This window comes from Myxococcus guangdongensis (genome assembly GCF_024198255.1).
In the GTDB taxonomy this organism is placed as follows: Bacteria; Myxococcota; Myxococcia; order Myxococcales; family Myxococcaceae; genus Myxococcus; species Myxococcus guangdongensis.
Genome location: NZ_JAJVKW010000010.1, coordinates 398,378 through 420,254 on the forward strand (window position 1 = coordinate 398,378; position 21,877 = coordinate 420,254).

At 70.1% G+C, this 21,877-nt stretch carries 20 protein-coding genes; 6 read left to right on the forward strand and 14 right to left on the reverse strand.

Features of this window, described 5'->3' with window-relative positions; genetic code table 11:
* Positions 1–56: 56 nt before the first annotated feature.
* Positions 57–1,493: an aminotransferase-like domain-containing protein gene (locus LXT21_RS29330; protein ID WP_254041501.1), complete on the forward strand. Its 1,437-nt coding sequence runs from the start codon at positions 57–59 to the stop codon at positions 1,491–1,493.
* 2 nt (positions 1,494–1,495) lie between these two features.
* Here the strand turns inward: LXT21_RS29330 and LXT21_RS29335 are convergent, their stop codons facing one another.
* From LXT21_RS29335 to LXT21_RS29365, 7 genes are all read right to left on the reverse strand, one after another.
* Entirely contained in the window at positions 1,496–2,167 is a 672-nt protein-coding gene (locus LXT21_RS29335) for a hypothetical protein (protein ID WP_254041502.1), read from the reverse strand.
* Between the two features lie 42 nt (positions 2,168–2,209).
* Positions 2,210–4,453, reverse strand: coding sequence for an RCC1 domain-containing protein (locus LXT21_RS29340; protein ID WP_254041503.1), 2,244 nt, complete (start codon positions 4,451–4,453; stop codon positions 2,210–2,212).
* A gap of 23 nt (positions 4,454–4,476) precedes the next feature.
* Positions 4,477–5,634 (reverse strand): hypothetical protein, encoded by a 1,158-nt coding sequence (locus tag LXT21_RS29345; protein ID WP_254041504.1) that lies wholly within the window; start codon positions 5,632–5,634, stop codon positions 4,477–4,479.
* Complete coding sequence (locus LXT21_RS29350) at positions 5,631–5,948, reverse strand: hypothetical protein (RefSeq protein WP_254041505.1); 318 nt, start codon at positions 5,946–5,948, stop codon at positions 5,631–5,633. The genes LXT21_RS29345 and LXT21_RS29350 overlap by 4 nt, the downstream gene beginning before the upstream one ends.
* 68 nt (positions 5,949–6,016) lie before the next feature.
* Positions 6,017–6,877 (reverse strand): hypothetical protein, encoded by an 861-nt coding sequence (locus LXT21_RS29355; protein WP_254041506.1) that lies wholly within the window; start codon positions 6,875–6,877, stop codon positions 6,017–6,019.
* Positions 6,878–6,961: 84 nt separating this feature from the next.
* A complete protein-coding gene (locus LXT21_RS29360) occupies positions 6,962–8,230 on the reverse strand; it encodes a hypothetical protein (protein ID WP_254041507.1) in 1,269 nt (422 codons plus the stop codon).
* 79 nt (positions 8,231–8,309) lie between these two features.
* On the reverse strand, positions 8,310–8,783 hold the full coding sequence (locus tag LXT21_RS29365; protein ID WP_254041508.1) for a flagellar hook-length control protein: 474 nt from the start codon (positions 8,781–8,783) through the stop codon (positions 8,310–8,312).
* Between the two features lie 156 nt (positions 8,784–8,939).
* Between LXT21_RS29365 and LXT21_RS29370 the strand changes: the two genes are divergently transcribed.
* Positions 8,940–9,944 (forward strand): VWA domain-containing protein, encoded by a 1,005-nt coding sequence (locus tag LXT21_RS29370; RefSeq protein WP_254041509.1) that lies wholly within the window; start codon positions 8,940–8,942, stop codon positions 9,942–9,944.
* A 30-nt stretch (positions 9,945–9,974) separates the two neighbouring features.
* Here the strand turns inward: LXT21_RS29370 and LXT21_RS29375 are convergent, their stop codons facing one another.
* A complete protein-coding gene (locus tag LXT21_RS29375) occupies positions 9,975–10,694 on the reverse strand; it encodes a helix-turn-helix transcriptional regulator (protein ID WP_254041510.1) in 720 nt (239 codons plus the stop codon).
* Positions 10,695–10,772: 78 nt separating this feature from the next.
* On the opposite strand from LXT21_RS29375, the gene LXT21_RS29380 reads away from it, so the two are divergent.
* Positions 10,773–11,204 carry a VOC family protein gene (locus LXT21_RS29380; RefSeq protein WP_254041511.1) on the forward strand — a complete coding sequence of 144 codons (432 nt, stop codon included), beginning with the start codon at positions 10,773–10,775 and terminating at the stop codon, positions 11,202–11,204.
* Entirely contained in the window at positions 11,191–11,721 is a 531-nt protein-coding gene (locus tag LXT21_RS29385; protein ID WP_254041512.1) for a YdeI/OmpD-associated family protein, read from the forward strand. The genes LXT21_RS29380 and LXT21_RS29385 overlap by 14 nt, the downstream gene beginning before the upstream one ends.
* On the opposite strand, the gene LXT21_RS29390 is transcribed toward LXT21_RS29385, so the two are convergent.
* The 5 genes from LXT21_RS29390 to LXT21_RS45495 form a co-directional block, all read right to left on the reverse strand.
* On the reverse strand, positions 11,639–14,068 hold the full coding sequence (locus LXT21_RS29390) for an ABC transporter permease (protein ID WP_254041513.1): 2,430 nt from the start codon (positions 14,066–14,068) through the stop codon (positions 11,639–11,641). The two genes, LXT21_RS29385 and LXT21_RS29390, sit on opposite strands and share 83 nt — an antisense overlap.
* 203 nt (positions 14,069–14,271) lie before the next feature.
* On the reverse strand, positions 14,272–14,751 hold the full coding sequence (locus tag LXT21_RS29395; RefSeq protein ID WP_254041514.1) for a hypothetical protein: 480 nt from the start codon (positions 14,749–14,751) through the stop codon (positions 14,272–14,274).
* Positions 14,752–14,869: 118 nt separating this feature from the next.
* Positions 14,870–16,483: a glycine--tRNA ligase gene (locus LXT21_RS29400; RefSeq protein ID WP_254041515.1), complete on the reverse strand. Its 1,614-nt coding sequence runs from the start codon at positions 16,481–16,483 to the stop codon at positions 14,870–14,872.
* 65 nt (positions 16,484–16,548) lie between these two features.
* Positions 16,549–18,234 (reverse strand): metallophosphoesterase, encoded by a 1,686-nt coding sequence (locus LXT21_RS29405; protein WP_407667069.1) that lies wholly within the window; start codon positions 18,232–18,234, stop codon positions 16,549–16,551.
* A gap of 142 nt (positions 18,235–18,376) precedes the next feature.
* Positions 18,377–18,769 carry a cupin domain-containing protein gene (locus LXT21_RS45495; RefSeq protein WP_254041517.1) on the reverse strand — a complete coding sequence of 131 codons (393 nt, stop codon included), beginning with the start codon at positions 18,767–18,769 and terminating at the stop codon, positions 18,377–18,379.
* Positions 18,770–19,446: 677 nt separating this feature from the next.
* Between LXT21_RS45495 and LXT21_RS29415 the strand changes: the two genes are divergently transcribed.
* Both LXT21_RS29415 and LXT21_RS29420 read left to right on the forward strand, forming a co-directional pair.
* Entirely contained in the window at positions 19,447–19,908 is a 462-nt protein-coding gene (locus tag LXT21_RS29415; protein ID WP_254041518.1) for an acyl-CoA thioesterase, read from the forward strand.
* Between the two features lie 42 nt (positions 19,909–19,950).
* The gene (locus LXT21_RS29420; RefSeq protein ID WP_254041519.1) at positions 19,951–20,721 is read left to right on the forward strand and encodes a class I SAM-dependent methyltransferase; all 771 of its coding nucleotides are present in this window, start codon (positions 19,951–19,953) and stop codon (positions 20,719–20,721) included.
* 3 nt (positions 20,722–20,724) lie between these two features.
* Here LXT21_RS29420 and LXT21_RS29425 read toward each other — a convergent pair whose 3' ends face one another.
* The gene (locus LXT21_RS29425; protein WP_254041520.1) at positions 20,725–21,867 is read right to left on the reverse strand and encodes a hypothetical protein; all 1,143 of its coding nucleotides are present in this window, start codon (positions 21,865–21,867) and stop codon (positions 20,725–20,727) included.
* Positions 21,868–21,877 lie beyond the last annotated feature (10 nt).

The following is a 21,877-nucleotide window of genomic DNA, read 5'->3' on the forward strand; positions in this document are numbered from 1 at the left end:
CCCGAGCCCGTTACCGATACGGGTTGGCGGGAGACGGACCTCGTAGCGGGGGTGGTATGGGCGCGCTGGCACACAAACCGAAGTTGTACGAGCAGGTGGCGGAGCGGCTGGAGGACGCCATCAACGCGGGCACGTTGCGCGCGGGAGACAGGCTGCCCTCCGTGCGTCAGCTCAGCCTGCGCGAGCAGGTGAGCATCTCCACGGTGCTCCAGGCGTATCTGCACCTGGAGTCGGTGGGCCTCATCGAGACGCGGCCGCAGTCGGGCCACTACGTGCGCCGGCGCGAGCGTCCCCGGCTCGCGGAGCCGCAGGTGTCCCGCCCCGCGACGAGCGCCACGCCCGTCACGGTGAGCGCGCTGGTGTCGCGCGTGTACCAGTCGATGCGCGACCCGAACGTCGTGCAGATGGGCGGCGCGTGGCCGTCCACGGAGCTGCTCCCCACGCGTCGGCTGTATCGGGAGCTCAACGCGCTCACCCGCGAGATGGGCGATGCGGGGATGCTGTACGACGTGCCCCCGGGGTGCCCGGAGCTGCGGCGACAGCTGGCGCGGCGCTCGCTGGACTGGGGCGCGGCGCTGTCGCCCGAGGACTTCATCATCACCGTGGGGGCGGCGGAGGCCATCCACCTGTGCCTGCTCGCCGTGGCGCGGCCGGGGGACACCATCGCCATCGAGTCGCCCGCGTACTACGGCACGCTCCAGGCCATCGAGTCGCTCGGGCTGCGCGCGTTGGAGATTCCGTGCTCACCGCGCCATGGCATGGAGCTGGATGCGCTCCAGGCGGCGCTGGAGCGGCGGCGCGTGGCGGCGGTGCTGGTGGTGCCCAGCTACAGCAACCCGGTGGGCAGCTGCATGCCCACGGCGAACCGCCAGCGCCTGGTGTCCATGCTCGAGGAGCGTGGGGTGCCGCTCATCGAGGATGACCTGTACGGTGACCTCCACTTCGACGAGCGCAGGCCGCGCACGTGCAAGTCGTTCGACAAGACGGGCAACGTGATGCTGTGTGGCTCGTTCTCGAAGACGCTCGCGCCGGGGTTCCGCGTGGGCTACGTGGCGCCGGGTCGGTTCCGGGAGCGGGTGGAGCTCTTGAAGTTCTCGCACACGGTGGCCTCGCCCACGCTGCTGCCGCTGGCGATTGCCCGCTTCCTGGAGGAGGGCGGGTATGACCGGCACCTGCGCACGCTGCGGCGCCGGTTGACGGAGCAGGTGGCGCGCATGGCGGAGGGCGTGGCCGAGCACTTCCCGGAGGGCACTCGCGTGGCGCGTCCGGCGGGGGGCTCGCTGTTGTGGGTGGAGCTGCCGTCCACGGTGGACTCGCTGGTGCTGCATGGGCGCGCGCTGGAGGCGGGCGTGAGCATCGCGCCGGGGCCCATCTTCTCGCCCCGGCCGGACTCGTACCGGAACTTCATCCGCCTGTCGTGTGGCCAGCCGTGGACGCCGCGCATCGAAGGCGCGATGGCCACGGTGGGCCGGCTGGTGCGCACGCTGATGTGAGCTCAGCGCGCGAAGAGCAGGCCCGCGCCCTGGCGTGAGGCCTTGTCCAGGGCCTGTGTCACGGCGTCGAACGCGCGCGCGGGGTCTCCGCGCTGGCCGATGCGGCGGAGGCGGGAGGTGAAGCGGGCCCAGCCGCTGACGGGCTGATAGGTCGGCGCGCCGTCGAGGTGCTCGCGCAGGCCCTCGCGCAGCTGGCGCACCTCGGCGTGCGTCCAATAGCCGAGGTTCGGGTTGATGCGCTGGAGGTCCTCGGCGGCGCCTTCCTGCGGAGGGACGCGGCCCCAGACGGTGTAGCGCCAGAGTCGATGGAGGGTGTCTGGGCAGGCCGCGCGGATGACGGCCTCGGCGGCCTGGAGGTCGTCGGCGTCGGGGCGCTGCGAGGAGGCCAGCTCCAATCGCTCGCTCCGGGGCTCCTTGTCGGCGTGGACCAGGTCCTCGGCGAGCACGTCGAACAGCTCCAGCAGCTCGTCACCGAGCGGCTCGGGCAACCGCGTCAGCGCGGCGCCGCCGTGCTGGGAGAGGTGGTCCATGAGCGCGAGCAGCACCTCCTCGTCCTCCATCGCGTCGGGGTCCTCGCGCACCACCGCGGCGCGCAGGGACGCGAGCCGGGCCGGCGTCAGCACACCGGCGAGACCTTCGGCGGGAATCAGGAAGACGGAGACAGGGGTGCTCATCGCCCCTGTCTACACCGTCCCGCGGGCCTCGGCCCACACCGGCTACAGCCCCTGCACCCGCACGGGCACCAAGGCATTGTCGGTGGAGCCGTCCCCCAGCTGTCCCAGGCCGTTGTAACCCCACGCCCAGAGCGAGCCGTCCGAGCGCGTGGCGAACGAGTGATAGTCCCCCGCGACGATGTCGGTGGCTCCGGTGAGGCCGATGACCAGCCCGGGCAGCAGGCGGTTGTCCTGGGTGCCATTGCCGAGCCGGCCGTCGTAGTTGAAGCCCCAGGACCACACCGTGCCGTCCGAGCGCAGCGCGAGCGTGTGGTAGCTCCCGGTGGCGATGCGGCTCACGCCATTCAATCCGACGACGCGGACCGGAACCGCGCTCAGCCCCGTCGTGCCGTTCCCGAGCTGTCCCGAGGCGTTGTAGCCCCAGGCCCACACGGTGCCGTCGGCGCGCAGCGCGAGCGAGAAGAACATCCCCGCCGAGACGGAGACGACGTTGTCCAGCCCGCTCACCTGGACGGGGAGGAGCGTCCAGGCCCGGGTGCCATTGCCAATCTGCCCATCGAAGTTGTAGCCCCAGGACCACACGGTGCCGTCCGAGCGCAGCGCGAGCGTGTGTCCTCCTCCCGCGGCGATGGCCACCACCTGCGACAGCCCGGAGACCTGGACCGGCAGCGGTTGGTCGGTGGTGGTGCCGTCACCGAGCTGCCCGTAGCGGTTGAAGCCCCAGCCCCACACGGTGCCATCCGAGCGCAGCGCGAAGGAGTAGGCGTTCCCCGCGGCGATGGCGACGATGGAGGAGAGCCCCGACACCTGGACGGGCGTCGAGCGGTCCGTGGTGGTGCCGTCGCCGAGCTGTCCGTCGAAGTTGGTGCCCCACGCCCACACGGTGCCATCCGACTTGAGGGCCACCACGTGCCGGGCCCCGGAGGAGACGGCCCTCACGCCCGACAGGCTCACTGGCAGGGGCGTGCCGCTGGGCTGCTGACTGCCATTGCCCAGCTGCCCGTTCTCGTTGTCACCCCAGGCCCAGAGCTGACCGGAGGGGCCGAGGAACAATGAATGCAATTGCCCCGTCGTCAGGTCTGAGTTTCCCAGCGAGAGCCCGCGCACCTGCACGGGCGCCATGCGGGCCTCGAAGGTGGTGTCTCCCAGCTGGCCGAAGAGGTTGTCCCCCCAGGACCACACCGTGCCATCGGCGCACAGCACCACGGAGTGCTTGTAGCCCGCGACCAGCGTGACGCCGCCCATCATCCCCGCGTGGAGGGGCGTGAGGCTGGGGACCAGGTTCCCTGTCCCGAGCTGCCGATAGCGATTGTCACCCCAGGCCCACACCGCGCCGTCCGCGCGCACCGCGAGCGAGTGGTAGTTGCCGGCGACGACGGTGCTGACCTCGCTCAGCGCGAGCGTGACGGGGGTCGCCCGCTGCGTCGTCGTCCCATCCCCGAGCTGACCGTAGGCGTTGTAACCCCACGCCTTGAGCGTCCCGTCCGAGAGCAGCGCCAGGCCGTGGTAGGCGCCGAAGGACAGACCGACGACCTGGTTCAGCTGGGCGACACGCACCGGGGTGATGCGGCGGGTGGTCGTCCCATCCCCAAGTTGTCCATAGCGGTTGTCGCCCCAGGACCACACCGAGCCGTCCGCGCGCAACGCCAGCGAGGAGTAACCGCCCGCGACCACCGCCACCACGTCGTCGAGCCCCACGACGCGAATCGCCGAGGCGCTGCGGGTCACCGCGCTCGTGCCGAGCTGGTTGTAGCGATTGTCGCCCCAGGCCCACACGGTGCCGTCCGAGCGCAGCGCGAGCACATGGGAGAAGCCCGAGGCGAGCGAGACGACCTGGCTCATGCCCCGGACCTGCTGGGGCCTGGGGTTCGCGGTGAACGTCCCATCGCCGAGCTGCCCGCTGCTGTTGTCGCCCCACGCCCAGACGAGGCCATCCGAGCCCAGGCCGAGCGAGTACTGGTCTCCGGCCGCCACGGCGCTGATGTTCGTCAGCCCGCTCACCTGCACCGGGGTGGGCTTGTCGAGGACGGTGCCGTCGCCCAGCTGCCCCAGCCGGTTGAACCCCCACGCCCAGACCGAGCCGTCCGAGTGCACGCCCACGGAGTGGTATTGCCCGAGCGCGAGTCGGGCTGGCGCGAGCCGTCCGCGCAGGGGCTGCGCCGTCGAGGTCTGTTCCGGGGCTGTCGAGAGGGGAGCCGGCTCACAGCCGATGCAGAGGCTCACGCCCAACAACAACAGGGCCCACCACCCGAACCTGTCACGTGTGCGTCGAGGTTGTTCGCGCATGAGGTCTTCCTTTGGTGCGTGCGTCAGGGCTTGCACGCGCGCTGCCCTGTCGGGTCCTGGCATCCCTCGAGGACCCAGCGCGCGATGCGTGAGAGGGTTTCATCCGGGAGGGGCTCGCCCGCCATGGGCATCCCGGGCTTGTCGGCCACGAGCCCGTGGCGTGCTTCCACGCGGCGGGTGGCCAGGCGCGTCCAGAACTTCGTCCCGCCGTGCTCGCGCAGGTAGCGACGCAGGCCCTCCTCGGTGGCGGTGAAGGCGCGCGCGGCGCGAGGGCTGGTGGCGTGACAGTGCACGCAGGTGGCCTCGCGCAGGAAGGGCCCCCAGAGGTGGCGGATGAAGTCAGGGGACACCGGGGCCCGCGCGGCCTCGGCGTCGAGCCGCAGCTTCGCCACGTCGGCGTCCACGGCCCGCTCCGTCTCCACGCGCTTCTCACCGAAGAGGCGATACAGCAGGCGGGCCTCCTTCAGGTCGAGGGGCACCTCGGGCATGGTGCGCTCCACGCCCGTGGGGGAGGTCACCTGGTTCGCCGCGTACGCCTGCATCCACTCCGGCGTGTAGAGCCCGAGCGTGACGGCGCTCCTCCCCGCGAGCAGCTGCTCTCCGCCGTGGCAGGCCACGCAGCGGGTCGTCCAGAGGGACTCCGCCTGGTTGCGCTCCGGGGCGGACAGTCGTGGGTCCTGCGCGGGCGCGCGCGCCGTCGTCCGGATTCCCATGACGCGGCCGATGTCGCGGGCCTCGCGCGCGGTGAGGTCCGGATAGGCCATCATCCGGGGCGCGCGTCGACCTCCGGTGTGGGAGAGGGTGCTGGGGCGCTCGAGGAAGGCCGTCAGCCGCTCCCAGGCGATGCGAGGCGGCGCCGGGGTGGGAGACTCCATGCGCTCGGGGGCCGTCATGTACGAGAGCGGCTCGGTCGTGGCCATGCGCTCCAGCCGCTCCTCCCTCACGGGCACCGCGACGTAGCGCGGGTCCGGCAGGCGGCGATGGCGCATCCGCGCGACGTCGTTCAGCTCCGCGTGGCAGCCGAAGCAGTGCGCGTCCGTCCAACGCCCCAGGCCGTTGCCGAAGCGCGACTTCGGGACGGTCCGCTGCGCCGTGTGGCAGCCCGCGCATTCCGCGGACTTCTCCTCGAGCGCCTGGGCGGTGAGCCCCACCAGGAGCACGAGCGCGAAGAGGGCCTTCAAGGGTTGTCTCCTCCGCCAGGGATGAACTGGAGGCGCGAGGGCTGGTCCGGCGGGCTCCGCACCCAGCCCGTGCACAGGGTCTCGAAGTCCTCAACGCTCGCCGCGTCCGTCTCGGTGCACGCCGCATAGGCCTGCACCAGGGTGTAGCCGGAGAAGGTCCCATCCGCGGCGTCTGTCGTTTCGCGCACGTGTCTGACGATGCAGGCCCGGAGCGCGTCGGTCCGCCCGGCGTCGGTGGGGCCGGAGGGAGGCGTGTCCGGCTTGCAAGCGCTCAGCACGAGCAGCGTGGCGAGGCTCCAGCCGCGTTTCCACATGAGGGGTGCTCCTGGTGACTGGGGTCCGGCCCCGTGTCGTGGTGCACGGGGCCGGAAGAGGGCGCGACTCAGGGCGCGGGCGTGCTCGTCCCGTAGGTGACGATGAGCGACTGGGAGACGCACATCAGCGGGCGCTGCTGGGCGTTCGCGGCGCTCATCGTCGCAATCGACGTCGTCGCGTCGACCTGGAAGAGCTTGATGTACCGCGTCCAGCCATCCTCGGGGTTCGCCGTGCCGAAGAGCGAGGGGTTGCTCTGCGAGAGCAGGACGGACTCATAGAGCAGCCGGAAGTGGTTCCCGGTCCACACGCCGGACGAGGACACCTGCAGGACGCCCCGCGTGCGCAGCGCCTGGTTGATGGCGTTGACCTCCAGCCGGGGGCTGTTCGGCGCGCACAGCGGCACCGACGCATTCAGCGTCATCACGGGCCCCGCCGCGACGCGGGCCAGGACCTGCTGCTCCACGACGTCCAGGTAGTAGAGGCTGAGGACGCAGGCCTCGGGATAGCCGCCCGAGGACGTGGTGGGGCGGTACTCCTCCGGCATGAAGGACAGGTAGTCCTTGATGGCCTGGGTGGGCTGGCAGGTGCCGTAGGTGGGCACCAGGGCCGTGGGGACGTCGATGATGTTGTGCTGGTTCAGGAAGGGGATGTACTGGCCCTGGACCACGGCCGTCGGCGTGAGGTTCACCGAGAGGTGGCGAAAGCCATCCCCGATGGAGACGGGCCCCAGCGAGACCTGGGTGTACTGCTTGAAGAAGAGAGGTCCCCGATTCGCCATTCCCTCATAGGGGACGAAGACCATGGACGACTGCTCGAGCGTCCGCGAGTAGTCCAGGGGCGGCGTGGTGGGTGAGGCGGAAGGCGTGGCTCCCGCTCCCATGGAGCAGAGCGCTACCGCGAGTGCGGCGAAGATTCGATGGGCAGGCATATCGACAATCCATGACAGCGGAAGGAAGTCGGGGAGGGAGGCACTGCACTGCATGCCTCCCTCCCGAAACTCACATGGCAGGGTTTACTGCTGGCCCACGCGCGCGCGGCAGCGCGGCTGCATCATGTCCCAGAACACGATGCCGGCCTCATAGCCACCCAGCAAGCAGTCGAGGCTCAGCGTGGTGTTGGCGCCGAAGGACTTGGGGCCCTCGTTGTAGGTGAAGTACATGACCTCGTTGCGGTTGGTGATGATCTTCTCGTAGTTGGCGCGCAGGGTGAAGATGGCCCGGGCCTGGGTGGAGACGGGACCGTTGACCGCGCGAATCTGCGTGAACAGCTCGGCCCAGAGCGTCTGCTCCAGCGCGTTCACCGCGTTGATGAAGGCCGCGTTGTTCGGCGCCTGGGTGCTCCAGGTTCCGTTGGGCTGCCGGTACTCGACCATGACGCCGCAAGGCGTGGGACCGCCCTGGCACGTGGCGATGCGCTGGAAGAAGGCGCTGATCTCCACGTCGATGCAGGCGTTGGCGTGGAAGGCGGCGAACGCGCTCGCCTGCTCGAAGACGGACTGCCAGTTCACGGTGACGCGGGCCTGACGGGTGAGCGACTGGGTCCCGACCTCCCACTGGATGGTCGAGTAGAAGATGTCATTCCAGGGGGCGCCCGTGTTCATCTTGGTGCGCAGCTGCGACGCCTTGGCCGGCAGCACCGTGGCCTGGAAGGAGATGTTCTGGTTGGCCGTGCCGTTGGGCGGCGCGCGCACGGAGGTGAACTGATACATGGTGTCGGTCAGCACCATGTCGCCGAACTCGTTCTTGACCTTGCACTCCGGGACCCGGTTGATGAACTGCTGGCCGTCGATGATGACGATGACCTCCTTCGCGACGCACTGGGCGTCCACGCGGCCCACCAGGTTCTGCTGTCCGAAGATACTGAAGATGGTGGTCGCGCTCTTCACGGGGGCGGGCGCGATGACCAGGCCCTGGGCCTGGGCCTCGGTCTGCAGCGCCCCCAGGGCGCCGAGGTCCGCGGTGGGCGACAGCGTGCCGCCCATGCTGGTCAAGACCTTCCCCGTGAAGATGCCGTCCGTCGGCATGTACGCGCTGATGGCGAACTGCGGCGCGGGGTCGCTGCTCTGGGGCGCCAGGATGGCCACGCCGCCAATCTTGGGGACGAAGTAGACGAGGCTGTTGTTGTCCGAGTCCGCCAGCAGCTCGAAGCTGCTCCGGACGTACGGGGAGAAGTTGCCCGGAGGGGTGCGCTCCGACGGATTCATGGGCGCGGCGACGGCCTGACCCGAGACACCCAGGGTGAGCGCGAGCACGGCGAGAGACGACACTCTCGATTTCGACATGACGTGATGTTCCCTTCTGACGACACGGTGGTGCGGCGACTGCGATGGAAGTGGAGGCGGCGGGCGGAGCGCCCTCGGGCTACGGGTTCCAGCAGTTGGCCTGCTGGTCATTGATGTAGACCCAGAAGCGGGTGTCGGAGCGGACGGCGCCATAGGCGTTGAAGCCCCAGCCGGCGCCGTCGTGGAACGTGGCCATCCGCCAGCCCGGCCCGAAGAACTGGATGCAGAGCTGGGTGGCGCGAGGCAGGCTCTCCAGCAGCGTCCCCGCGACGGGGAGCGTGGTGGCGATGTTCCCGCCCGCCCAGCCCGCGTAATAGAGGTGGCTGAGGTTGGCGGGGCGAGGGGACGTGTCGTACTTGATGCAGAGGATGGGCCTCCGCTCGGTGCAGGCCGTGTCCCCGTCATAGGGATTGCAGCCATCGCAGCCGACCTCGTCGATGCCCGATGCGTGGCTGATGCGAGCCCACGTCAATCCCTTGCCTCCCGTGGCGTGGGCCGTGGGAGCGAGCGCGAGGAACCCAAGACAGACTCCGGCCGTCAGTGCGTGGCGCACGGTGAATCCTCAGTGTTGGAACTTGAGTGCAAAAACAACCAAGTGGTATTGGTTGCTCGGTACTATCCACGATTCGACATGCGGCTTTTGTGAATTTCCCGTTGAAGTCCTGAAATTCTCGACGTTGCACAATCTTGATAATCATTGGAGGACGCCATGAAGGGATTGGGACTGGCGCGGCCGGACGGGCGCGTTTGGGAGTGCCTCTCGTCGTTGGGAGGCTGGCTGGTGTTGGCGCTGACCCTGCTGGGCGCGGGGGGCGCGCGGGCGCAGCCTTATGATGAGGAGCACGTCCTCATCCTGTTGGACCGCAGCGGCTCCATGCAGAGCACGCGTCAGGGTGGGGCGACGCGCTTCGACGAGGCCCTGCTGCGCTCGCGGCGCTACCTGACCGCCTCGTCCGACCCGACGAGGGAGGTCTCCATCTGGACCTTCGAGGGGTACTCCTCCGTGGAGGAGTCTGGTTTTACCCCCGCGGCGGGCGCCCTCTCCACCCTGGCGCGGCTCCAGGTGGGCAGTGGGGTGACGCCCCTGGCGCAGGCCCTCTGCGCGGCGGTGGACCGCCTCTTGGAGCACAAGCCCGGGGTGAATGCCTTGAAGCGGCTTTGGCTCATCTCCGATGGCGAGGAGAACAGCACGCCGGTGACCTCACCCTGCTACGGGCCTTCCAGCGTCGGGGTCTATCCAGACCTGACGTGGGACTCCTGGCAGTGGAAGGTGCGCAACATGCTGAAGACCGGAGACCCCTTGCGTGAAGACAGCTCGGATTACGCCCTGGTCTTCGACGTGGATGTCTTCGAGGGCTATGTGAACTTCGGGCTGACCGCGTCGATGCTGCCGTCGAGCTTCATGTCCTTCCTCCAGGGCGCCTCCCAGGCCTCCGGTGGGCGCTTCACGCGCATCGCGGACAACCGGCCCCTGCCGGTGTTGGGGGACGTCAATCAGGATGGGTGCGTGAACCGGTTGGATTACCAGTACGTGCTGACGTACTTCGGTCTCCGGGTTCCGCCGGCGCCCGCGGCCGCGGATGTCGACCTGGACGGGGTGGTGGGCTACTCCGACTACATGCTGGTGGTGGGCGCGCAGGGGCACGGGTGTGGCCCGGTCCCGTTCGCGCGCGAGGTGCCTCCGATGCGCGTCGAGGAGTCGCTGGGACGGTGACGTAGGGAGGGGCGGCGCTCTGGGGCCCTCTCAGAGCGCCGCGAAGATGTCGCCGAGGGTCGCAATCATGGACTCCGAGTCGCGCACCTGGAACGTCGCGGCCTGGAGGCTCGCGGCCTCGATGCGGTCGACGCGGAGCATGCGCACCGCGCCGCGCAGGTGGTCCCAGACGAGCAGGTACCACGCGGGCCAGCTGAGCAGCAGGTAGTGCGGCTCCACGACGCGCACGGTGCGCGTGTCGCTCGCGCGGTAGGTCAGCTCCAGCGTGCGCTGCTCGAAGAAGGCTTCCTGGAGGGGGCGCAGCACCGCGGCCCTGGGCGGCTTCCACGTCGCGCTGATGCTGCGCGCGGTGGGGCCGACGAGGATGCGCTGTCGCAGCCTGCCGACGCGGGCGCGCTCCTCGGGTGGGAACGAGGCGGCGAGCTTCTGGCGCAGGCTCTTGAGCGTCGAGAGCAGGAGCGGGGACTCGAGCCGCTCGGCGAGCGCCAGGGCGAGCAGCAGGTCGAGCAGCTCCTGGGTGTTGAGCTGCACGCGCCCGAGCCCCGTCCTGGGCGGGACGCGGATTCCGCCGCCCCGACCCGCGTCCGATTCGATGGGGACGCCTCGCGCGGAGAGCCGGGACAAGTCCCTCCGGATGGTGCGCACGCAGACGCCCAGCTCCTCCGCCAGCTCCGGGGCCGTCCAGGACGGCCGGGAGGCGAGGAGTCCCAGGACTCGGTCCAGACGGTCGGTGACGGGCTCGCGCTTCAAAGGTGACTCATCCTGTCACGTTCTGGGCCCATCTTCATGGGGTCGCGAACGAACGCGGCCTGGACACGGGAGACAGCCATGAAGAACACCTTGCGCGGATTGAGCACCTTCAACCTCTGGGCGGATGACCTCCGGGCGGCGACGCGCTGGTACACGGAGCTGCTCGGTGTGGAGCCGTACTTCAGCAGCGAGGCGGCGGGGCGGGGGCCCGGGTATGTCGAGTTCCGCATCGGCGACTACCAGCACGAGCTGGGCATCATCGACCGGCGGTTCGCGCCTCCGGGGCTCGGCACGGAGCGGGGTGGGACGGTGGCGTACTGGGCCGTCGACGACATCGAGGTGACGCTCGCGCGGTTGCTCGCCCTGGGGGCTCAGCTCCTGGAGGGCGTCACCGAGCGGGGGCCGGGCTTCGTCACGGCGTCGGTCATCGACCCGTTCGGCAACGTGCTGGGCATCATGTTCAACCGCCACTACCTGGACGTGCTGGGAGGTTTCCGTGGCCAGCGCTGAGGGGGTTGCACCCGTGATGGCGTTCCGGGGCGCGGCGGAGTTCGAGGCGTGGCTCCAGGCACATGTCGATGCGCCCGCGGGCGTCTGGTTGAAGCTCGCGAAGAAGGGGTCGGAGATTGCCTCGCTCTCCGATGACGAGGCGGTCGACGTGGGGCTGTGCTTCGGATGGATTTCGGGACAGCGCAAGTCGCTCGACGCGCGCTTCTATCTGCAGAAGTGCGTCCCGCGCCGGCCGCGCAGCCGCTGGTCCTGTGTGAACGTGAGGAAGGTGCAGGCGCTCGCGCGGGCGGGCCGGATGCGGCCCTCGGGGCTCGCCGAGGTCGAGGCCGCGAAGGCGGATGGGCGCTGGGACGCGGCCTACGAGTCGCAGACGCGGACGGGCGCGGTGGATGGAGCGGGCTCGGCGAAGCCCCGCTCCATGTGCGTGCGGGCTCTCAGTCCGCGGACATCGCCACGCCGGGGGGCACCTTCGACGCGCGGCGGGCGGGCAGCCAGCTCGCCAGCGACACCACCGTGAGCAGCAGCATCGGCACGGCGAGGAAGGTCAGCGGGTCCGTCGCGCTCACGTCGTACAGCAGGCCCTCCAGCAGCCGTGACAAGCCGAACGCCAGCGCGAGCCCGACCCCCAGGCCCAGCGCGCACATCCGCAGCGCCTGCTTCATCACCAGCCGCACCACGTCCGAGGGCAGCGCTCCCAGCGCCAGGCGGATGCCCAGCTCCCGTCGCCGCTGCGCCACGCTGTACGCCATCAACCCGTAGATGCCGAGCGAGGCGAGCGCCACCGCAGACACCGCGAAGGCGAGCAGCAACACCCGCTGGAAGCTCCGGTCCGCCACCGAGCGCTCCATGTCCTGCGCCAGCGTCGTCGTCTTCGGCAGCGTCAGCTGCGAGTCGAGCTGCCGCATCTCGCCCTTCACCATCGCCGTCACGCTCTCCAGCGGGAGCTTGCTGCGCACCACCACGGACGTCATGGCCCACGGCGTCTGGCCGAGTGGCGCGTACAGCTCCGGCTCCGCCGGCTCGTCCAGCGCGCGGGCGCGGACATCGCCGACCACGCCCACGATTTCACGCTCCTTGGGCGGGCCGTAGCCGATGATGACCCGCTTGCCGACCGCGTCCTCGTTGGGGAAGAACCGCCGCGCGAAGGACTCGTTCACCACGACCACCGGCGGCGTGTTCGCGGTGTCCTGCCGCGTGAAGTCCCGCCCCTGCTTGAGCGGAATCCCCAGCGTGCCGAAGACGCCGTCGCTCATCGCCCGGTATCCGGTGACGAGCTTCTCCCCCGCGGGCGAGGGCTTCTCGGGCAGCTCCAGCGACAGACCGATGGCGCCGCCCGTCACGATGCCCGGCGTCACCAGTGACGCGGACTCCACGCCCGGCTGCGCGCGCACCTGCTCCAGCAGTCGCTCGTAGAAGGGCGCAATCGTGTCCCGCGAGTAGCGCGCGGCCGGGAGGTTGACGCCCAACAGCGACACGCCGTCGGGCCGGTAGCCTGGGTCCACATCGGCCAGCCGCTGCGCGCTGCGCACCAGCAGCCCCGCGCCCACCAGCAACACCAGCGCGAGCGCCACCTGCGTGGAGACGAGAATCGAGCGCCAACGCAGCGCTGTCTTGTTCGCGCTCGTGCCGCGCGTGCTCTGGAGCAGGCCGCCCAGGTTGGCCTTGAGCGCGGTGCCCAGCGGCGCGAGGCCGCACATCAGGGACACCGCGAGCACCAGCGCCGCCGTGTACGCCAGCGCGCGCCCATCCACGCGCACCGCCTGCACCTGACGCACGGACTCCGGCAGCATCGCGCTCAGGATGTCGGTGCCCCACAGGCCCAGGAGCAACCCCAGCGCGCCTCCCGCCAGGGCCAGCAGCGAGCCCTCCGCCAACAGCTGTCGGGCGAGCGCGCCCTTGCCCGCGCCCAGCGCGGTGCGCACGGCGAACTCCTGCTGCCGGGTCATCGCGCGGGCGAGGAGCAACTGCGCCACGTTGACGCAGGCGATGAGCAGCAGCAGCGCCACCGCGCCGAGCAGCAGGAGCGCGGGGCGGCGGGTCTTCTGGGACAGGCGCTCCTGAAGGCCGCGCACGCCCACGCTCTCATGGGTGTTGGTGTCCGGGTACGTCTGCGACAGGGCCTGCATCACGCCCTGGGCCTCCTGGTGGGCCTGCTCGGCGTTGAAGCCCGGGGCCAGCCGGGCCACGCCGGAGAGCAGGTGGGTGCCGCGGTTCTCCCAGTTGGAGCGGACGATGTCGCGCGCGGCCAGCGGGGCCCACAGGCCGATGGGCTCCTGCGAGTCCTCACGGGGGAAGTCGAAGCCCTCGGGCATCACGCCGACGACCTCGTAGGTGTTGCCGTCCAGCTCCATCGTGCGGCCGAGCACGCTCGGGTCCGCGCCGAAGCGTCGGGTCCAGAGGCCGTGTGAGAGCACCACGGCGCGCGGGCCGTTGAGCTGGAACTCGTGGGCCTCGAGCGCCCGGCCGAGCAGGGGGCGCACGGCGGCGACGCGGAAGAAGTCCTCCGACACCGCGGCGCCCTCCACCCGCTCGGGCTCCTGATGGGGGCCGGTGAGGGTGAAGCCGCCGATGTCGTAGACGGCGAGCGCGGCGAAGGCCTTCACCTTCTGGCGGAGGTCCTCGGAGTCCAGGCGGGACAGGGCGCTGTTGTCGTCGTGCTCGCGTGGGTCCAAGCCCCACACGGAGACGAGCTGCTCGGGCTGGGGGAGGGGGAGCGGGCGAAGGAGCAGCGCGCTCACCACGCTGAAGAGCAGCGTGTTCGCGCCGATGCCGAAGGCCAGCGCGAGCACGGTGGCCAGCGTGAAGCCTGGGCTGCGGCGAAGGGAGCGCAAGCCGTGGCGCAGGTCCTGGAGGAAAGAAGGCATGGGCGACCTCAGAGCCAATCGCGTGCCAACGCCCCATCCACCCCAAGGGCGCGATGTGACGACAGACCCGCGAGGACCTGGGTGTACCTGTTGTGCGCTTGTGGGACGAGCCCTGTTCGGAGGTGACACGCCCTGAGGGACGGTTGCCTGGGGCGTTGCCTCGTCAAGTTCGGACAGGTTGGCCGCTCGACGATGCGCTCCTGTCACGCCTGTTCTGAAAAACGCTTCTTCCACTCTTCTGGCAACGCGGGCGGGCCGCTCAACTCAAGAAGCTGCCGCAAGTCGTGCTTGAAGTGCCGGAGTGCCGCGCGCAGGTCGTCCCAGGCAAACTCCGCGTTCTGCCACTCGGGATGTGGGGCGCCACCACCGATGCCGGCGACGATGGAGAGGGAGAGGGACGCGTCCGTGCGCTCGAAGAGGAAGGCGGGGTCGCCCTGCTCGCACGTGTCGAGGGTGTAGGGCTGTCTGTCGGAAAGTGCCGCTACGGCCCTGGTGAGCTCGTCCCACCATTGCCCGAGGCACACATCGTCCGGCCCCCAGAAGCCCATGCATGGCACGCGTCGCCCGCCGAGGGTCCACGCCAGTTCGCCATGAACGTGAGGCGCATCTTCGCAAAGCACTGCCAGGGGCCGACGCTCGTTGCCCTCACCGGGCACGTGGGCGCTGCGGAGTTCAAGCTGCATCGATGGGGAGCCTGACGACATCCGTCGACCTCCGTTGGACAGGCGCCTGCGGCCACTGCCCCCTGACAACCTGAACCCGGCCAGCCCCCGTGTGGCGGCACACGGGGGACGGTCCGTCTCAGCCCATCTTCTCGCGCAGGTAGCCTTCCAGTTCGGAGATGGCGACGCGCTCCTGGGCCATGGAGTCGCGGTGGCGCACGGTCACGGTGTCCTTCGTGGACGTGTCCTTCCCGTCCCCCAGCGTGTCGAAGTCCACCGTGACGCAGAAGGGCGTCCCGATTTCGTCCTGGCGCCGGTACAGCTTCCCGATGGCGCCCGTGTCGTCGTACACGACGCGCATCGAACCCGAGGACTGGAGTCGACGGCGGATGCCCTTCGCCACGTCCACGATGCCCGGGTGGTTCTTCTTCAGCGGCAACACCGCGACCTTGATCGGCGCCACGCGCGGCTTGAAGTGCAGCACCGTCCGGTAGAACTCGTCGACCACCGGGTCCACCTGGCCGCGCAGCTTCTTCGCCACCTCGATGCCCTCCGCCCCCGGCATCGACAAGAGCCCCGTGATCGACGCGAGCCGCTCACCCAACGCGCCCGCGATGCGCTCACCCTCCGCGAGCAGCGCGTTCTTCGCGTCCGCCGTGAGCTTCTCGTTGCGACTCACGGACTTGAGGAACGTGCCCAGCGCCTCCTCCACCGGCTTGAGCCGGTCCGCCGGCGCGGGCTTCACCTGCTCCTCCGCGTACGCCTCGCTCAGCACCGCGAGCACCCCGCGGTCCACGCCCGCCGACGGCTCGATGACGAACGGCACCACGTGCTGCTTCGTCTCCGCGTCGAAGTACGTGAGCTTCTCCGTGCTGTGGCTGTTGGGCGCCACGCGCGCCTTCAACCCGAGCGAGCCCTGGTCCTTGCTGTGCGAACCCAAATCGTAGTCCGTCCGGTTCGCGATGCCCTCCAGCTCCTCCAGCCCGTGCGGGAAGCGGTAGAGCAGGTCCACCGTCGCCTTCGCGTAGTGCGCCAGCTCGTTCGCCTTCTGGTGGTACGGCACCAGGTTGTCCTTGGACAACCCCACCGACAGCCACCAGTTGATGCGGTCCTCCACCCACTTCTGGTGCCACGCCTCGTCCTCGCCGGGCTTCACGAAGAACTCGATCTCCATCTGCTCGAACTCACGCACGCGGAAGATGAAGTTGCGCGGCGTGATTTCGTTGCGGAAGGACTTGCCCATCTGCGCGATGCCGAACGGCAGCTTGCGCGACGTCGAGTCGAGCACGTGCTTGAAGTTGAGGAAGATGCCCTGCGCCGTCTCGGGGCGCAGATAGGAGAAGGACTCCGGGTCCGGCACCGGCCCCACCTGCGTCTTGAACATCAGGTTGAAGGGGCGCGGCTCGGTCAGCTCCGCGGAGCCGCAGCTGGGGCACTTGCCGGCGATCTGGTCCGCGCGCCAGCGCATCTTGCAGCCCTTGCAGTCCACCATCGGGTCCACGAAGGTCTCTTCGTGCCCCGAGTAGCGCCACGTGAGCTTGTTCATGAGGATGGAGGCGTCGATGCCCTCCATGTCCTCGCGCTCCCAGACGTTGGCGCGCCACCAGGCCAGCTTCAGGTTGTTCTTCAGCTCGACGCCGAGCGGACCGTAGTCGTACGTACCCTGCAGGCCCCCGTAGATGGCGGAGCCCGGGAAGATGAAGCCCCGGCGCTTGGACAGGGAAACCAGCTGCTCCATCGTCTGTGCGGCCATCGGCGTACGGCTCCTTCGTGAGCGGTGAGCCCCCAAGGCTACACCGTTCCCAGGAGCGCCGGACGTTAGACGCGGATGGGCGGCTCGATGAGCGCCGGCGCCGTGGCCTTGGCGTCATCCGGCTCGTACGCCGGGGCGTGTGGCCCCGCATGCGTGCGCTTCCACCGGCGCGGCACCCGTTCGATACCCACCGGGTAGACGGTGAGCTGTCCCTTCTCGTCGATGTGCAGGCGCAGGAAGTTCTTCCAGTCCGGCAACGCCAACGAGATGAACGCCTCGTTCGAGTGGGCCCCGAACAGGTTGACACTCAGCCACAGGTACAACCCCATGACGAAGGGGCCCACCAGGAAGCCACCCAGGAAGGTGAGCGCGGAGGACACCAGGAACTTGCCCGCCAGGTGCGCCCAGCCCGCCGTGCAGTTGAGGCCGTCCGGCGTCAGGTCGGGGCAGATGCCCATCCCGCTGACCGCCAGATACGTGCCTCCCCACGCGACGAAGAAGGCCGCGAGGATGTGGGCCACGCCGTGCAGCGTGCCCGCGAGCCACCGGAGCTTGCCGAACGCCGAGTCCGCCAGGCCGATGAGCCCGCCGATGGTGCCCAGGCCCAGCACCATGGTCCACGGACGGCTGACCATGCTGTTGGCCACGGCCATGATGACGTCGCCCAATTGAGAGAAGCCCAGCGAGCCCACCTCCGCGTACGCGGCCAGCGCGAGCAGCAGGTACAGCGCGCCCGTCATCAGGCCGAACAGCGGGCTGTAGCGGATGAGGAACAGGTTCTTTCGCGCGAGCGCTCGCGAGGTGCGCTCATCGGGGAAGCTCTTCTCCAGCCGGTAGCCGTCGCGCAGCACGTGCGCCTTGGGGGCGTGCGTGGGGTGCATGAAGGCGCCGCCGCCGCCGGCCGTGATTTTCTGTCGGCCCGCGGGGTCCTCGTGCCGGCGGTAGTGGTGCAAGTCACCGGCGAGGAAGATGCTGATGCGTCGGCCGAGCACCTTCTCCTGGAGGTACTCCAGGTTGTTCTCCAGGTAGCTGCCCTTGCGCCGCTGCGTGGCGGCGAGAATCCACGCGGGCTCGGCGTTGCACAGGATGACGCGGTCGTCGGGGCCCATGCTGTCGGCCACCTGGCGGAAGTACTCCACCTGGGGCACGTCGATGTCGCTGTTGAGCTGTACGTCCGTGCCGATGAGCCACCAGCGCTGCGGCAGCTTGAGCGCGAAGTAGCTGCGGCTCTGCCGCGTGCGCCGTCCGGCAATCCAGCGGTTGGCGCAGAACAGCCGCATGAAGGCGGACAGGCCGTCGTACCAGTCGTGGTTGCCCGGGATGACGAACAGGTCCGGATTGGGCGCGACGGAGCGCCGCATGGCTGCCTCGTATGGCTGGATGAGGCGCTCCTCGTAGGCCTCGCGGCTGGCGCCGGGGTACACGCCGTCGCCGCCGAAGATGAGGACGCGGCCGCGCTCGGTCTCGAACTCGCCGACGCGGGGCTGACCGCGCACGGGCAGCTTCAGCTGGGGCAGCGCGAGCAGCCGCGCCACCGAGTACGTGGAGTCCCAGCCGTCGCCGGTGTCGGAGACGTAGTCGAGCCAGAAGTCTCCCTCGGGGCGCGTCTCCTCGGAGTAGTCGAAGTAGGGGACCTGCGGGCGCACCACGGCCTCGATGAGGCGATGGTCCGCGCGGGCGCCGAAGACGGCGGCGACGACGGCGTCCAGGCCCGTGCGAATCAGCTGCGAGGGGTGCAGCCAGCGCACCATGGGGGCGTGGCGCTGGGGGTGGGTGGCCGTGCCGCTGTCGGAGATGAGCGCCGTCTCGTTGCGGGAGGGGACGAGGTGAGGGCGCTCGACCGAGGGCACATCGGAGGGTTCGTTCCGCTGGCGCGCCGCCGAGGATTCGCGCTCAGCGGCCATGAGGAGCGCTCTCCCGGGGGCCCTGCATGAAGCGCTGCTCGGGGCCCGGGCCCGCGTAGACCTGCACGGCCTTGAACGGTGCGCCGGGAGACACGACGCGCGCGGAGTGCTTCGCGCCCGCGGGGATGTAGACGGCGTCGCCCTTGCTCACGCGCAAGGTCTGTCCGGCCACCGTCATGTCCGCGGCGCCGTCCTCGATGTAGAGAATCTCCGCGCTCGTGTCGTGCGTGTGCTCGGGGACCTCGCCGCCGGGCTGGAGCTCGAGGAGTGTCAGTGATGCGGCGGTGGCGCCCGTGGACTCGTTCAGGAAGAGCGTCGCGCGGCCCTTGCCGTTCGCGATGATGTGGCGCGGAGCCTCGGTGGCGGTGACGCGGTGGCGCACCGTGGGCTTCGCGTCCGTGGGGCGCGTGTTCGGCGCGGCGGAGCCGGGCGCGGTGGTGCTCGGCGCGGAGCTTGGTGTGGAAGTACCCGGCGCAGCGGAGCCGGGAGCGGCTGTGCTCGGCGTGGAGCCTGCCGGCGAGGCGGACCAGCGTTGCGCGGCGATGCTCGGTGCCGCGGTCCTCGGCGCCGCAGTCCAGTGCGGCGGAGTGACGTTCTGTGTGGACGAGGTCGGGACCGAGGTCTCGGTCGCGGCGAGGCCCGCTGAGACAGTCCCGACGGACCACCGTTGCGCGGTGATGCTCGGCGCGACGGTGCTCGGCGCGGCGGTCCATGCAGGCGAGGTGACACCTGGCGTGGACGATGCCGGTGCGACGGGGCGCGGCGCTGTGTCCGCGACGGATTCCGGGCTCGCGACCCAGCGTCGCGCGGTGATGTTCGGTGAGACGGTCCACTCGGGCACGGAGCTGAAGCGAGCCCCCGTCACGGCCGGGACCTCCGAGGAGGCCTCACTCGCCCAGGCGGGCGGGTTGATACCGAGGCCCGTGAGGGCCAGCGCGGAAATCAGGAGTCGTGGACTCATCGTGTTGCTGGATTATCACGACACCGGCCCCTGGCTGGAGAGCAGGCAGGCGGCGTTCTTCGTTCCCTCATGGCCTCGAGTGGGGCACCCTGCCCGCCATGGCGGACCTCAGCCCCAAGGACTTCCCCGTCGTCGTCCCCTTCACCCTGCACTGGAGTGAAATGGACGCGTTCGGCCACGCGAACAACGCTCGCACCTTCACGTGGTTCGAGACCGCGCGCATCGCCTACCTCGCCCGCATCGGCATGACGGGCCCCTCGGGCGCCGGCGAGACGCGCATCCAGGGCGGCATTGGCCCCATCCTCAAGGCCACCCAGGCCGAGTACGTGCGCCCGGTCGTCTTCCCCGTGCGCCTGGTCGCCAGCGCCCGCGTCTCGCGCATCGGCACCACCTCCGTCACGCTGGAGCACGCCGTGTTCGGCGAGGAGGACGGCACGCTCTACACGAAGGGCACCGCCGTCATCGTCACCCTGGACTACGTCAAGAACGAGCCGGTGCCGGTGCCCGCCCCCGTGCGCGCCGCCATCGAGGCGCTGGAGGGGCGGACGTTCGGCCCATGAGTCCTCCGGCCGTCACCAGGACGCACGTCGAGGTGCGCGCGCATGGCTGAGTCCGTGCTCGAGTTCTACCAGGGGCTCGCCGAGGAGTATCACCTGCTCTTCGCCAACTGGGCCCAGACGGTGGAGCGCCAGGGCGCCGCGTTGGACGCGCTGCTGCGTCGTTGTGGCGCGCCGCCGCCGCGTCGGGTGCTGGATTGCGCGTGTGGCATCGGCACGCAGGCGCTGGGGCTCGCGGGGCGCGGTTACGTGGTGCACGCCACGGACCTGAGCCCCGCCGCCGTGGCCCGCGCCGAGCGCGAGGCGCGCACCCTGGGCGTCACCCTCACCACGGGCGTCGCGGACATGCGGACGCTGGACACGCAGGTGTCGGGGATGTTCCAGGTGGTGCTCGCGTTCGACAACGCGGTGCCACACCTGCTCACGGATGAGGACTTGGACGCCGCCGCGCATGCGATGGCCTCGAAGCTCGCGCCGGGGGGCCTGCTGGCGCTGAGCGTGCGCGACTACGACGCGTTGATGGCGCAGCAGCCGCGCTTCACCTCGGAGCGGGTGCTCGACGCGCCCGAGGGCCGGCGGATTCTCTTCCAGGTCTGGGATTGGGCCGCCGACGGCAGGACGTACACGGTCCACCAGTTCATCCTGCGCCCCGAGGGCAAGGGCTGGCAGGCCACGGAGCACACCGGCGTGTACCGCGCGCTCCAGCGGGTGGAGGTGGAGGGCGCGATGACACGGGCGGGGCTCGTCGACACGCGGTGGTACTCGCCGGAGGAGACGGGCTTCTATCAGCCCATCCTCACCGCGCGCAGGCCGTGAGGCTCAGCCGCTGCGGCGGACCTCGGCGGGGGCGTTGGGGTGGCGGGTGAGGAGCAGGCGCAGCTGCGGCTGCCTTCGCACGGCCTCCTGCTTGAGCAGGTGGGCGATGAGGGCCGGGGGCGCGGCGCTCCAGCGCGCGATGTTCTGGATGAGCATGGGCGAGCGGTAGGTGCGTCCGCACAACATCGACGCCGTCTTCCCATCCACGGACATGCCGATGAGCGACGCGAGCGCGCGGCCCTCGGTGTTGAGGATGAGCTCCACCTTCTCCTCGGCGGGGCCGGTGGTGAAGCGCTGACGGAGCACCTCGCGCGACGAGCGCCGCGTGGACTCGGGGACGTCGCGGTCCACCGTCACCTTGTACAGCTCCATCAACCGACGCGCGCTCCAGAGCCTGCGGAACAGGCTGACGGGGAGCTGCGGGTTGCGCACGAGCCAGCGCCGCACGCCCATGTCCGCCGCGAAGGCCGCGCGGGCACAGAGCGACTCCAGTCCCACGGGGTTGCGGTGGTTGCGCGCGATGAGGCGCGCATGGGCGAGCCCGACGCGGGGATTCTCCATCACCGCCTTGATGATGGAGGGCAGCGGGTCGAAGCACAGCGCGGACAGCTCCGGGTCCTGCGCGGTGTGCGCCAGCGCGACACGTTGGTCCTCGGGTTGCGGATGCAACCGCGTCTCGAAGAGCTGCCGGAAGTTGCCGAGCGCCACTTCGGGCACGTCCTCGGCGTCGGAGTCCTGGGGCTCGGGCGCGGCGGCGTCGGACTCGGAGGTCTCCAGGACGTCGACTTCGCCCGCATCGGCCTCCTGGGGGAGCAGCTCGAGCGTGGGCAGCTCTTCTTCTTGAAGTGGTGCGTGGGCCGCGAGCGGCTCATAGCCGGGGCTCACGGTGGGGGCTCGCGTCGGTGCGGGTGGGACACGAGGGGCCACCGGGGTGGCGGGGGCCGTGGCGACGGGGAGCAGGGCGCCCTGGGAGACGAGCCGGGTGAGGATGCCCTGGAGTCGCTCGGGAGGCAGGCCGGTGAGCGCGGGGAGGTTCCTGGCCGCCGTGGCGCCGTCGAGCCGGGAGAGCACGAAGCCCTCCTCCGGGCTGAGCACCAACGTGCGCAGGTCCACCGTCGGGTTCGGCTTGGGAATCCAATCCGTCATTGCTCCCGAG

What these genes read in the sequence shown, in the direction of transcription:
- LXT21_RS29330 (WP_254041501.1), top strand. Translation starts at nt 57, where the DNA reads ATGGGCGCGCTGGCACACAAACCGAAGTTGTACGAGCAGGTGGCGGAG.
- LXT21_RS29335 (WP_254041502.1), bottom strand. Translation starts at nt 2,167, where the DNA reads ATGAGCACCCCTGTCTCCGTCTTCCTGATTCCCGCCGAAGGTCTCGCC.
- LXT21_RS29340 (WP_254041503.1), bottom strand. Translation starts at nt 4,453, where the DNA reads ATGCGCGAACAACCTCGACGCACACGTGACAGGTTCGGGTGGTGGGCC.
- LXT21_RS29350 (WP_254041505.1), bottom strand. Translation starts at nt 5,948, where the DNA reads ATGTGGAAACGCGGCTGGAGCCTCGCCACGCTGCTCGTGCTGAGCGCT.
- LXT21_RS29355 (WP_254041506.1), bottom strand. Translation starts at nt 6,877, where the DNA reads ATGCCTGCCCATCGAATCTTCGCCGCACTCGCGGTAGCGCTCTGCTCC.
- LXT21_RS29360 (WP_254041507.1), bottom strand. Translation starts at nt 8,230, where the DNA reads ATGTCGAAATCGAGAGTGTCGTCTCTCGCCGTGCTCGCGCTCACCCTG.
- LXT21_RS29370 (WP_254041509.1), top strand. Translation starts at nt 8,940, where the DNA reads ATGAAGGGATTGGGACTGGCGCGGCCGGACGGGCGCGTTTGGGAGTGC.
- LXT21_RS29380 (WP_254041511.1), top strand. Translation starts at nt 10,773, where the DNA reads ATGAAGAACACCTTGCGCGGATTGAGCACCTTCAACCTCTGGGCGGAT.
- LXT21_RS29390 (WP_254041513.1), bottom strand. Translation starts at nt 14,068, where the DNA reads ATGCCTTCTTTCCTCCAGGACCTGCGCCACGGCTTGCGCTCCCTTCGC.
- LXT21_RS29395 (WP_254041514.1), bottom strand. Translation starts at nt 14,751, where the DNA reads ATGCAGCTTGAACTCCGCAGCGCCCACGTGCCCGGTGAGGGCAACGAG.
- LXT21_RS29400 (WP_254041515.1), bottom strand. Translation starts at nt 16,483, where the DNA reads ATGGCCGCACAGACGATGGAGCAGCTGGTTTCCCTGTCCAAGCGCCGG.
- LXT21_RS29405 (WP_407667069.1), bottom strand. Translation starts at nt 18,234, where the DNA reads ATGGTGCGCTGGCTGCACCCCTCGCAGCTGATTCGCACGGGCCTGGAC.
- LXT21_RS29415 (WP_254041518.1), top strand. Translation starts at nt 19,447, where the DNA reads ATGGCGGACCTCAGCCCCAAGGACTTCCCCGTCGTCGTCCCCTTCACC.
- LXT21_RS29420 (WP_254041519.1), top strand. Translation starts at nt 19,951, where the DNA reads ATGGCTGAGTCCGTGCTCGAGTTCTACCAGGGGCTCGCCGAGGAGTAT.
- LXT21_RS29425 (WP_254041520.1), bottom strand. Translation starts at nt 21,867, where the DNA reads ATGACGGATTGGATTCCCAAGCCGAACCCGACGGTGGACCTGCGCACG.